General features: G+C 42.5%; 10 protein-coding genes. 7 read left to right on the top strand and 3 right to left on the bottom strand.

The features are described 5' to 3' along the window. Position 1 precedes the first annotated feature (1 nt). Positions 2–2,386: a TonB-dependent receptor gene (locus N7E81_RS14975; protein WP_263050407.1), complete on the bottom strand. Its 2,385-nt coding sequence runs from the start codon at positions 2,384–2,386 to the stop codon at positions 2–4. A 403-nt stretch (positions 2,387–2,789) separates the two neighbouring features. Then, positions 2,790–3,782 (bottom strand): GlxA family transcriptional regulator, encoded by a 993-nt coding sequence (locus N7E81_RS14970; protein ID WP_263050406.1) that lies wholly within the window; start codon positions 3,780–3,782, stop codon positions 2,790–2,792. A 114-nt stretch (positions 3,783–3,896) separates the two neighbouring features. Between N7E81_RS14970 and N7E81_RS14965 the strand changes: the two genes are divergently transcribed. From N7E81_RS14965 to N7E81_RS14935, 7 genes are all read left to right on the top strand, one after another. Next, the gene (locus N7E81_RS14965; RefSeq protein ID WP_263050405.1) at positions 3,897–4,289 is read left to right on the top strand and encodes a VOC family protein; all 393 of its coding nucleotides are present in this window, start codon (positions 3,897–3,899) and stop codon (positions 4,287–4,289) included. Between the two features lie 71 nt (positions 4,290–4,360). Continuing rightward, complete coding sequence (locus N7E81_RS14960; RefSeq protein WP_263050404.1) at positions 4,361–4,741, top strand: nuclear transport factor 2 family protein; 381 nt, start codon at positions 4,361–4,363, stop codon at positions 4,739–4,741. A 49-nt stretch (positions 4,742–4,790) separates the two neighbouring features. Continuing rightward, entirely contained in the window at positions 4,791–5,243 is a 453-nt protein-coding gene (locus N7E81_RS14955; protein WP_263050403.1) for a VOC family protein, read from the top strand. After that, positions 5,227–5,496: a hypothetical protein gene (locus N7E81_RS14950; RefSeq protein ID WP_263050402.1), complete on the top strand. Its 270-nt coding sequence runs from the start codon at positions 5,227–5,229 to the stop codon at positions 5,494–5,496. Before N7E81_RS14955 ends, N7E81_RS14950 begins: the two co-directional genes overlap by 17 nt. A 186-nt stretch (positions 5,497–5,682) precedes the next feature. Then, the gene (locus tag N7E81_RS14945) at positions 5,683–7,146 is read left to right on the top strand and encodes a potassium/proton antiporter (RefSeq protein WP_263050401.1); all 1,464 of its coding nucleotides are present in this window, start codon (positions 5,683–5,685) and stop codon (positions 7,144–7,146) included. A gap of 18 nt (positions 7,147–7,164) precedes the next feature. Next, entirely contained in the window at positions 7,165–7,524 is a 360-nt protein-coding gene (locus N7E81_RS14940) for a hypothetical protein (protein WP_263050400.1), read from the top strand. 333 nt (positions 7,525–7,857) lie between these two features. Further along, positions 7,858–8,202, top strand: a complete 345-nt coding sequence (locus tag N7E81_RS14935; protein WP_263050399.1) for a hypothetical protein — start codon at positions 7,858–7,860, stop codon at positions 8,200–8,202. A 244-nt stretch (positions 8,203–8,446) separates the two neighbouring features. Here N7E81_RS14935 and N7E81_RS14930 read toward each other — a convergent pair whose 3' ends face one another. Next, on the bottom strand, positions 8,447–13,036 hold the full coding sequence (locus N7E81_RS14930) for a BspA family leucine-rich repeat surface protein (protein WP_263050398.1): 4,590 nt from the start codon (positions 13,034–13,036) through the stop codon (positions 8,447–8,449). Position 13,037: the final 1 nt, after the last annotated feature.

Here is a 13,037-nt window from a genome sequence, read left to right as displayed (position 1 = left end):
ATTAATTTAAAATGTAAGTAAGCTTTAGGTGATAGCTTCGGCCGGCATTCTGAATTTTGAAATTGTCAAAGACTTGGGCATCAAATATATTCTTCACCTGCAAGCCTACAGTAAGTGCGTCTCCCATAGGGTAGTAGGTGAGGCCTGCCGTGTGAAGGTTTTGGTTGGGAATAATGTTGGGTGCATCGAATTTAGCATCTCCCCAAAGCCCGAGAAATCCGTCAGGCTCTTTGTCTTTGGGTATGTAATCGAGGTAGTATTGTCTCACGAAGGTGTAAAACCAGTAAGGTTGAATTCGATCTTTCGAACCAAACACTTTATTGAAGTTGCAGTTCAAGCCCAGATTAGCAAAGAAAAAAGGCGTGTTCCTCAGTTTAGCTCCCTCTAGTGCTGTATTGTCGGTATCAAAAACTCTAAAATCCTGATAGGTCATATTACCATTGACACTGAGCCATTGCTGTAGGTGGGCGGTGACATCTACCTCTACACCTAGTCCTTTGACGTTATCTACGTTTTCGTTTCGGTTAAACAGGAAGTTGTAAGGGACATTAAGAATCAAATCATGTGTGATTCGGTAAAACGAATTCAACTCTAGTGAATATTTGGATGTAGAAGCCCGATATCCTGCATTGACGTTTACGCTACGCTCGGGTTTTAGGGCTAGATTAGATACGTGTAGATTTCCGTCACCAAATATCTCATCCTGCTCTGGAAGACGTGTGGCAGCCTCTGCCGATAGCCTCAAAAATGAATGTTCCGACAGATTATATTTAACTGCCTCTGCTAGACCCCATCTGTTGTTCATGGCAGATTGCATAGTTTCATTGCCGAAAAAATCACCATCTACACCTTCTACGTTGGATTGAAAATATTTGATAATCAAATTGTTGGTCAGGCGGTCATTCAGTAGCTTGGTCTCTAGCCCAGCGGATACTACTAGTTTGCTGTAGTAGGCAGGTACAGACAGCAAATCACGACCCGATCCTATCAAAGTGAGGCCCAGTGAGTCTCGACCTACACGCTTCGAGGAAGTGTATACGGCATTTACTTCCACCTTGTGCTTGTCGCTCAACTCGTAGCTCAAATTGGTTCGGCTGGTGAAAATGGAGAATTTTGTTTGAGCAGCAGATCCCTGTGTGGTTATTTCCCCTTTTCGAGAGTCACTTGGGATGAACTCCTGCAGCCAAGTGTAGGTGCCGCGTAGGGTATCTACTTGCTCGACGGTGATGGTATTGGCCACTAAGAACTGATCGATAGTCAGCCGATCATCGAGCAAGCGCTTCTGGTATCGGAGTGTGGGTATCACCGAGTATTGGCGACTGGTAGACGCGCCAAACGGCTGATTCATCCTGGACCCATATTGGTTGTCTCGATTGATCCAAAATCCAGACACACTGATTCTCAATTCATCCGCCCAAGTTAAATTGGTCAGTCCTCCATATACTTCAGTAAAATATTGTGTGAAGTCATTGTGAAATAAATCAACCTTTTGATCTTGTATTGTTCCTAAATCTTGATTGACCACAGGTGCTGTCACTTCATAATTGTTGTCCGAGTGGTTGAAGTACATATCTACACCAGCGAAATAATGCTTCTCGGTGTTTTGATAAAAAGTATTGAGTGATAGACGATGCGTATTGAAGGAAGCGATTTCGTAGGAAACCTCAGCATAGCGTTTGTAAGACTTACGGCTGACCATATTCAATCCTCCACCGAGCGCATCAGCACCCAAATTCACAGGGAGTACACCCTTGTAGATTTCCATGCGCTCCAGCATATTGACAGGTACGAGCGAAAAGTTATACCCTGCTCCCAGATAATCCATGGGTATACCGTCTTTGAAATATTTGATAGCCTTGCCCTGAAAGCCATTGAGCGAAAGGCTCGCACTGGAACCTAATCCTCCCGTTTGCTTCACACGTACACCAGCAGAGCGATTCATCAGCTCGATCATCGTAGAGGGTTGGCTGGCATATACTTTGGTGTCGATGACTACTGACTGGATAGGTTCTTCTCGCATGAGACTCGTCTCTGACTTGGCTTCTACCGTGACTTCATCTAGTTGAAAATCGCCGCTTTCCATCGTTACATTCACTGGATTGCCTGGCACCGCCACTTGCATCAAATGTGTACCGTATCCCACTCCTGAAATCATTAGTTCATATTCTCCAGCTGGGATGTCTGTCAGATTAAATTGACCACTTTCGCTGGTTGTTGTTCCTCGGGAAAGGCTTTTGATATAAACATTGAGGAACTCAAGCGCTACTCCCTTGCTATCCTTCACCTGTCCAGAGAGCGTATGCTGAGCTACAACGGTAAACGAGCAAACAACAATTGCTGCTGTAAGTAGTGTTTTTAACAAATAATGCAGCGTATAACGTGCCATTCAGATTTTTATAAAAGCTTAAAATGAGTCATTATAAGATCATATCTATTGAGAAAGATCTTCAATTCAACAATTCGTATAGGATAGGTTTTTTTGACACTGAGTGTCTTTAATTCAATCTAGCGGATAGTGTAATTTTTAGAAGAAAGATTTAGCCTACATCAGTAGATGTTTTGTTTGCTTCTATTGCAAAAACATTTAATAATGCGGTGTATCCCCTTGTTGCTATCTTTATTTAGACTAATTATTAATAGCGCAAAAGTGATTAAAAAAATATTTACTTTCAATCACTACTAGTAGTGAAAATGAATGCTAATTAAGGGTTTGTGTAGACACTACATGCGGTCGATATATCCGTGCGGCCTTTGTGTTTTGAACTTGCTATTTGGCTTTATTTAAGGAATTAAGGGATGGGTTTGTTCACTGCCTCTTTACCATATCGATTACGATAATCTATTGGTGACATGCCCGCAATCTTTTTGAATAGCTCCCTAAATGCCTTTGTATCCGTATAGCCTACTTCGTACATCACTTGATTGATGCCTATACGATCAGCTTCTAACATTTTTTTTGCTGCTTCAACTCTCACTCGCTGAATATATTCAACAATGGTGTTTGATGTTGCTTTTTTAAACCTCCTTTCAAAGGTTCTTCGGCCTATAGAAAAGTGATCACAAAGTTCATCGACACTGATTTTTTTAGCAAAATGTGTTTCTATATATTCTTGAGCTTGTACTACTGCTTTATCATCATGATCCTTCTGTCCGCTAAAAATGATGAAGGGTGATTGGCTGTGGCGATTGATATCGATTTCGAATATTTTAGAAGAGAGTACAGCCATATCTCTACCGACAAATTTTTCGATGAGGTACAGATTGAGATTCAACGAAGAATAAGCTCCTCCACTGGTGTAAACACCGCTCTCATCGGTGATGATTTTATCATCCACAAGATTGACTTCTGGATACATTTCTCGAAATTCTTTGGTCATCAGCCAGTGTGTTGCACAACTTTTCCCTTCCAGAAGTCCCGTTTTGGCGAGTAGAAAGGCACCGATGCACAGGCTGGCTACTTCTGAACCTTTTTTATATTGATCTATGATCCAGGGAACAAAGGCCTGGTTGAGTTTCAAAATAGTTTGGATGTCTCCGTGAATGGCAGGAATAATGATGAGATCAGTCTTATTCACTTCGTTAATGGTGGTGTCTGGCTTTATGCTGAATATCCCGTTGCTGAGTTGACTTTCTTTGGTTTGTCCGACCAAATGAACTGCAAATAAAGGCGATTGGCCAGATCGTTCTAAATGGTTATTGGCCATGGTAAACATTTTGTGGGTAGCCTCTAGATTACTGAGACTAGTGTCACCTTCAGGTACAAGAATGGAGATGTGTTTCATATGAGCAAGCTATGCATTTATGTTGTCGTGATCAACCCCCTTTAATGTCGTATTGACACTGTGTAATTAAGGCTGATTTTTTCGAATTTTGATGAAAACAAAACAAGTAAAAAGATGAAACAAGAATTATGGCTTAATATTCCTGTAAAAGACCTGCAACAAACAAAGGCTTTTTTCATTCAGTTAGGCTTTGAAGCCTTGCGAGATGCTCCCGAAATGATTGGCTTCAGAATCGGAGGGGTGCCTGTCATGATGGTGACCCAAGCACAGTTTGAGAAATATGCTTTACAAACTATCACAGACACCACCAAGAGTACAGAGGTACTCATTTCGGTAGGAGCTCCTGATAGGACATATGTAGATGAAATGGCGTTGAAAGTAGAAGCGGCAGGAGGTAAGGTGTTTTCACCTCCAGCTGACATTCAAGGATGGATGTATGGATGCGCCTTTGCCGATCTAGATGGACACCGGTGGAATCTTTTGTATATGGATGATCACAATATGTAAAAGGAATAAATGTCATTTATACATTGACTTCAAAACCTTGTTTTTTTTAAATATTAATCACACATGATACTATGACTAAAATAACTGTAATCCCTGATTGTGGAAACGCTCCTAGAAAGGGCTTTCTCAAAGATTTTAACATAGCATTTGCCACAGGAGATGTGAATTTTATAATCGAGCATGTCAGCGATGACATACATTGGGAAATCTACGGAGACCAATTCATCCAAGGAAAGGAACAGTTTTCCAAAGAGATCAACCTCATGAAAAGCTATGTGGCAGATGAAGTAGTTATACATACAATCATTACGCATGGCAAAGAAGCGTCACTCAATGGAGAGATGAAGATGGGGGATAAAACGTATGCTTTTTGTGATGTGTATCGCTTTGCAAGTGCAGGCAGTTCTATCATCAAAGAAATGCAATCATACGTGATTGAAACCAATCGCTAAATCGTCTTTTAAAGTTTAAATAAATCATTTTCATATAAAACCAGATATCATGGCAGCAGTAAGCACCTATCTCAATTTTTCTCGAAACACAGAAGAAGCATTCAATTTTTACAAGTCCATTTTTGGAGGAGAGTTCTTTGGCGATGGTCCTATGCGATTTGGAGATATCCCTCCGCAAGAAGGAATGCCACCTATGGCCGAAGAGGACAAAAACCTAATCATGCATATCGAACTAAAAATATTGGGCTGTCACAACCTCATGGGGACAGATGTACCAGAGTCGATGGGCTTTAAACTGAATTTTGGAAATAATGCTTACATCAACCTCCAGCCCGATACCCGTGAGGAAACCAAGCAGCTATTTGATGCACTATCCAAAGGAGGAGAAGTAACTCAAGAACTGCAGGAAATGTTTTGGGGTGATTATTATGGCAGTTGTATCGATCAGTTTGGCGTGCAGTGGATGTTCAACTGTGGAGAGAAAAATGAAGCAGAACGATAATACGATAGTATATCAAGCGGATGATACTATTCATCCTGCCATTGAGGTTTTTAGGACCAATATTACTAATGAACAAATGGCCAATGAGGTTTTAGAGCGGCTAGCAGCGATCTGGCCAGCACTTAAAATCAATTTTGATTTGGACGATTGTGACAATATTCTTCGGGTAGAATCTCTGCAGGGAGGTATAGAAGTATTGGAAATAACCCAAGTGGTAGAAAGTTTTCATCACATCATTGAAATTCTTGAATGAACGGTTTTCTTGTTTTCATGTATAACTCACTCATATTGAGTGTAATATGTTGCGATGATTTGTGTTGTGGCGTTTTATAAGCTCCTTCTGAGTAGTTATATTTTCTTATTTTAGCCAAAAATGGAGGATCATTTTAATAGTTCCTTTTGGGTTGTACATAATTGAAAATGAAAGCATAAAATCTGAATGAATCTGACAATTGAGAATATATTATTGATTGGGTCTTTACTTCTTTTACTGAGTGTAATCGCAGGGAAAACTTCGTATCGTTTTGGTGTGCCAACCCTCATATTTTTCTTGGCCATTGGCATGTTGGCTGGATCAGAAGGAATAGGAGGGATTCATTTTGATGACCCTGAATTGGCTCAGTTTATTGGGATAGTTTCTTTGAATTTTATTCTTTTTTCAGGTGGGTTAGTGACCAGTTGGGAGACTATCAGACCTGTTTTGTGGCAAGGCATTTCGTTATCCAGTCTAGGAGTTTTGATCACCTCAATAAGTCTAGGGGTATTTGTGTACTTTCTGACTGATTTTACTATTTATGAAGGATTGCTATTGGGAGCTATTGTTTCTTCTACCGACGCCGCAGCGGTTTTTTCTATTTTGAGGCAAAAAAGCTTAGCGCTTAAAAGCAATCTTCGACCTACTTTGGAACTAGAAAGCGGGAGTAATGATCCCATGGCTTATGTATTGACCATTGGTTTTTTGGGTTTGGTTGTAAATGATCAAGCAAATGTTTGGTCAATTGTCCCACTGTTTTTGCAGCAGATGATCTTGGGAAGTGCTACTGGGCTGCTGTTTGGTTATCTGAGCAAATACCTAATCAATCATATCAGACTTGGGTTTGAGGGATTGTATCCTGTGCTGACCATTGCCATCATGTTTGTCGTATTTTCAGTGACGGATGTATGCGGTGGTAATGGTTTTTTGGCGGTGTATTTATGTGCGGTGTATCTAGGAAACCAAGACCTCATTCATAAGAAAACTATTATCAATATGTTTGATGGGTTGGCTTGGCTGATGCAAATTGTGCTTTTTCTAACCCTCGGGCTGCTTGTTTTTCCTTCTGAAATCGTCCCGTTTATCGGTATAGGACTCTTGATTTCTTTATTTTTAATTTTCGTTGCTCGACCTTTAAGTGTACTGATCAGCTTGTCATTTTTCAAGATGAAACTAAGACGCAGGTTCTATATCTCATGGGTAGGGCTGCGGGGAGCTGTACCGATTGTTTTTGCTACTTACCCAATGATCGCTGGAATAGAAAAGTCTAATATGATTTTTAACATTGTCTTTTTCATTTCCGTCACATCTGTCTTACTGCAAGGCACCACCTTGAGCTTGTTTGCCAAATGGTTCAGGGTTTCTATACCTGAAGAAGAAAAAATGATGAGTTCTATGGATTTGTTTTTGTCTGATGGAATGAAATCATCTATGAAAGAAATAAACGTGAAGGAAGGTAATTTGGCAGTAGGGAAGATGATAGTGGAACTGAATGTACCTAAAACAACAATCATAGCCATGATCAATAGAGGAGGGAGTTTTATTGTACCCAATGGGGCTACTGCTATAGAAGCTGATGATGTTTTGATCATTTTGGCAGAAAATCCTGTAGAGCTGCAAAAGGCACATGATTGCCTGAAAGGCACCTAACTTTACTATATTTGCGATATGCGTCTTTGGATTACCCGAATACTTCTTCTGTTGATTTCTGCCAATGTGGTGTATGGCACCCATGGGGATATCTATGCGGACAAGATTCAGGTACTGATCAATTCAGCTGATACACAAATATCCTATACGCCAGACCTTAATACTGATCTTTTTATTGCTTCCAAATGTAAGGAGTCGAGTCGAGCAGGCAGGTTGTTTCCCATATTATCTAACGACTATATGGGATGTAGTGTGGTTGATCTTGCTTTGTTTGATTTTAGAACCATATTCAGGCTTGCTGGGTATGCGCATGAATTGTCTTACATACGTTATGGTATGCTTAGGAAATTAATTTCCCCTCACCACTTTTTTTCTTAGTACGTCAGTCTCTTATTTCAGACAGGACTTTGCCTGTCACCTGCTTAGTTCTTAAGCTCATCTAGGATTTAACTATATGTTAAACCTTGATTTTTCTATTCAATTTATCGAACCTTTTTACTATTGGAATAAGCTAAAGCTATGACTGATCCACAATTACAAATGTACCTAATGGCTTGCATGGTAGTGACCATGTCCGTTCTCCTTTTTTGGGGGCAGTTTCGAAAGAGACTGAAACTAAGTTCTTTTGAATCATCTGATATACAGACCAGCTATAAACGGTTAAAGCGGGTTAGCTTAGTGTTTTGGGTGATCTTTTCACTTTTCGGAATTATGACAATCATCTACGCAACTGTGCCAGATCTCTATTTTGTGTTTTTACCTCTGGATATATTTCATCATCCTTTTATCAATATCACTGGAATGCTAATCATCAAACTGGCCATTGTTTGGATCATAGTTGCCCAAATACATATAGATAAAGAATTATTCAAATACCGCAGGGATATGGAAAGCCTTACAGCGATGGAATTGGTGTCGTATTCAGAAGGAATCCTGCTATCAGGCATGCTGATTTTTTTCCTTGGAATATTTATCACCATCACAAACGTAGTAGGAATGATATTGATCTTACTCGGTATGCTATTCTTTTTTAGGAATGAAGTTTATAAAGTTTAATGAAAGGGGAGTCACAACTGGTTTTCAATATCAAATCAAGCACTATGGGTATACTTTAATTGTTGATAATGACTTACTACGAATAACTAAAAAAACAGAAGCAGTATTCATTTCGTTGACCGCAAGGGTTACTTCATGAGTACTGTCCTGTTCTTCAGTTGGCTATCTGCTAAAATTGCCTGTTGTTGTGTTTGTCTTGAGCTGCCCGTTTATCTATCTGGCTAACTAAATTGTACGGGGTCAATTATTCTTTCCTCACCTTGTAGTGCGTAGTTTTGCTTTCGCCTGTCAGCACCACCGTGTAGATACCACTTCTCAATGATTTCAATTCGATGGTGTTTTGTATAGGAGTGATGCGCTGATGAAGCACTACCTTTCCTTGCAAATCCACTACGCTTACCTTCATATCGCTACTTACTTCCATGGTGAGTTCGTTGACGACCGGATTGGGGTAGATGCCCCGTGCTGATTCGAGTGGCTCTATGCCTGTCACTTCCTGGCATGTGATCACTACCGCCTGCGTCTGCGTGCTGCTATTGCCTGCATCATCGGTGTATGTCCAGGTGATGGTCGTGGACTCGGTGATCGGTAGGGTGACATCGTGCGTGCCTGTAATCGACCCAGCATCGCAGTTGTCCGTGGCGGTGGGGGCTGTCAGTGCGCTTAACATACACTCAGCGGTGAGGGCATCCAACGATTCTTTATCAGCCTCTGGGGCGAGATCATCTCCCACGATTACTTGTTGAAATTGAGTCGTTCGATTGCCATTGTCTGATCTATACTCCCATTTAATCATCGTTTCTCCTATAGTGGTGATCGGAAATTCGGTGGTGGTAGTGGCCGTGACCTCACCGCCATTGGCCGTAGGTACGGTAGGCTGAGTGACTTCTACACAATCAGTCAATACTGGTAGCTCGGCTACATCAGGCACCGGTGGACAGTCCTTTTTATCTCCAGAAATGGACCAACTATAATCGCCAATTAATTTATCCCTAGCAGCTTCGGCTTCACAATAAAGCAGAACATAAGCACCTAGTGAAACACCCGTGGGTATGGCGGTTTCTCCTTCATCCAATGTACTCCAACCTTTGAGTAATTTATCATAATTGACAGTACTAAGGATCGACTGAGCAAACATTACATCCGCTTTTTCTAAAGAGCTAATGTCCCAGGCGCTCAGGTCGCCATTGAAGGAATGAGCACCAAAAAACATCCATACCATGTTCGTTACATTACTCACATCCCAAGTGCTTATATCACCATTGAAAGAACTAGCACCGTTAAACATATAACTCATATTGGTCACCTCACCCACATCCCAAGTGCTTATATCACCATTGAAAGAACTAGCACCTACAAACGTTGAATTCATACTGATGACTTCACTCACATCCCAACTACTCAAATCACCATTGAAGGTACTGGCTCCTCCAAACATAGCACTCATATCAGTCACCCCAGAGAAATCCGGCGTATCCGTAGCAGTATAAGTTAAATTTGAACAGCCGGCAAAGGCCAAAATCATACTCGTCCACTCGATATCTCCCCACTGGTCGATGGATTGGATTTTGTCTTTATCTCCTCCATAATTAAAGAAAATTCTGGGAAATGTCCCTGTAACGGAAACCTGATAATCTCCCGCTGTAGCATAAGTATGTGTCGCATTGCCGGTGTACACCGTCCAGTCGGTCGTTCCATCTCCCCAGTCTACATTATAGCTGTAAGGTACATCCTGTTCATCTGTGGTGCCATCACCGTTGGTATCACTATTCGTGGGAATCGTAATGGATTCGGTGGCGACCGTCGTCCGCCAAGTGGTTTGGAAGGGCCTGTGTTCTATAACAGTTACTGTCCAATCCTGAGTAGTCGTACCATCCTGTGCCGTCACCGTATAAGTGCGCTCACTGGTGAAATCCTGCATCACACCACTCTCTGGAGATACACTTGCCCCATAGGAAGTAGTCAAAACAGGGGTCAAGGCAGACAAATCAGCACCATCAAACACGACTACTTCAATGCGATGATTGTCCACATCCACATAAGCAGATCCTGCTTGATTTGATATTTCAAAAGTTAGAATATCCGTCTCTGAACTGACGCCCCCACTCGTAAGGGTCACGGTCCAGTCCTGAAAAAACAATAAATCTTCGGATTGAACACTATAGATCACTGCATCCGTAAAATCCATCTGCTCGCCACTCGCTGGAGAAACCATTGCCCCAGTGGACACAGTCAAATCAGGAGACAAATCCGTCAGATCTACCCCACTGTACACTTGTGCGGTCACGGTATGCGCCTCTGCATCGATCACCGCTTCGCCCTGCATTTTATCCTTAAGGGAAAATGTTAAAATATCTGTATCAGTGCTACAGGTTACCTCATCCCCATCATCTATCGTCCATTGAGTTGCGATGGTCGCCCGTGCGGCAGTGGCAATGTCACAGTAGTCAAGTCCACTGGCACCCAGTGACACACCGGACTGTAGTGTCAAGTCACTCCACCCAATAAGCAAATTGGCATACCTAGCTGAAGACATACCAGAATAGTTCAGAAAACTCCGCATGTCGGTCACCCCACTCACATCCCATGTACTCAAATCGCCATTGAAGGAGATCGCAGAACTAAACATAGATAACATATTGGTCACTCCACTCACATTCCAAGTGCTCAAATCACCATTGAAGGAACTGGCACCACTAAACATAGAAGACATATCGGTCACCCCACTCACATCCCAGGTACTCAAATCGCCATTGAACGAGCTGGCAGAATAAAACATGGCTGACATATCAGTAACGGAACTCACATCCCAGGTACTCAAGTCGCCATTAAAAGAACTGGCAGAACGAAACATGGCTGACATATCAGTCACTCCAGACAGATCTGGGGCGTCTGTGGCTGAGTAACTTAAATTAGTACAGCCATAAAAAGCACTTAGCATACTCGTCCACTCAATATCCCCCCATTGGTCGATGGATTGGATCTTGTTTTTTTGTCCTCCATTGTTGAAATAGATCCGCGGAAAATCTCCACTGATGGACACCTGATAGTCGCCAGCGGCAGTATAAGTATGCGAAGCATTGCCTGTGTACACCGTCTCATCATCACTGCCATCACCCCAATCTACTTTATAAGCATATCCAGACCCTGTAGTCGGGATGGTGATGGATTCACCAGCGACCGTTGTCCGCCAGGTGGTTTGGAAGGATCGTTGTACAAGAACTGAAACTGTCCAGTCCTGTGTAGTCGTTCCATCCTGAGCCGTCACGGTGTAAGTCCGTTCATTAGTGAAATCCTGGGCCACACCACTCGTTGGTGATACATTTGCACCATATGAAGTCGTCAAGTTTGGAGTCAAGGCAGACAAATCAGCACCATAAAACACGACTACGTCAATGCGATGATTTTCTAGATCCACATAGTCAAACACTATTTGATCTGCTATGTCAAAAGTTAGAATATCCGTCTCTGAACTAGCAGAACCGTGAGTGACGGTGACCGTCCAGTCCTGTGACGTCAGCTGGTCTTCGGATTGAACACTATAGATCACTGCATCCGTAAAATCCACCTGCTCACCACTCTCTGGTGAAACTGTTGCTCCAGTAGACAAAGTCAAATCTGGCACCAAATTCGTCAGATCTACCCCACTGTACACTTGTGCGGTCACCGTATGCGCCTCTGCATCGATGACCGCTTCGCCTTGCATTTTATCCTTAAGGAAAAATGTTAAAATATCTGTATCAGTGCCACAGGTTACCTCATCCCCATCATCTATCGTCCATTGGGTTGCGATGGTCGCCCGTGCGGCAGTGGCAATGTCACAGTAGTCAAGTCCACTGGCACCGAGCGTCACACCTGACTGCAGCGTCAGATCACTCCATCCGATGAGCAAGGCAGAATAATTACCTGAAGACATACCAGTATTGTCTATAAAATCGGTCATATTAGTGACCGCACTCACATCCCAGGAGCTCAAATCGCCATTGAAGGAATTGGCATTATAAAACAGTTCAGACATATTGGTCACCGCACTCACATCCCAAGTGCTCAAGTCGCCATTGAAGGAACTGACATTGCTAAACATTCCAAACATATTGGTCACCGCACTCACATCCCAGGTACTCAAGTCGCCATTAAAAGAACTGGCAGAACGAAACATGGCTGACATACTAGTGACCGCACTCACATCCCAGGTACTCAAATCGCCATTGAACGAGCTGGCAGAATAAAACATGGCTGACATACTAGTGACCGCACTCACATCCCATGCACTCAAATTACCATTGAAGGAGCTCGCTAAACGAAACATAGATAACATATTCGTCACTCCACTCACATCCCAACTGCTCAAATCACCATTAAAGGAACTGGCATGTGCAAACATACCAGCCATATCAGTCACCCCCGACAGGTCTGGGGCATCTGGGGCAGCATAAGTTAAATTTGAACAGCCGTAAAAAGCCCAAGACATATTCGTCCACTCAATATCCCCCCATTGGTCGATGGATTGGATCTTGTTTTTTTGTCCTCCATTGTTGAAATAGATCCGCGGAAAATCTCCACTGATGGACACCTGATAGTCGCCAGCGGCAGTATAAGTATGCGAAGCATTGCCTGTGTACACCGTCTCATCATCACTGCCATCACCCCAATCTACTTTATAAGCATATCCAGACCCTGTAGTCGGGATGGTGATGGATTCACCAGCGGCCGTCGTCCGCCAGGTGGTGACAAATGCACCCTCTATGAGCTGGGCTTGGGTGGAGCCTGCGATGAAGAAAAATAGCAGTGTGCATGCCGCACACTTGAGCAACTTAGTGATTAACTGGTTCATA

Source organism: Reichenbachiella carrageenanivorans (genome assembly GCF_025639805.1).
GTDB lineage: Bacteria > Bacteroidota > Bacteroidia > Cytophagales > Cyclobacteriaceae > Reichenbachiella > Reichenbachiella carrageenanivorans.
The sequence above is the reverse complement of the archived record's forward strand: the minus strand, read 5'-3'. Positions and strand labels throughout refer to the sequence as shown.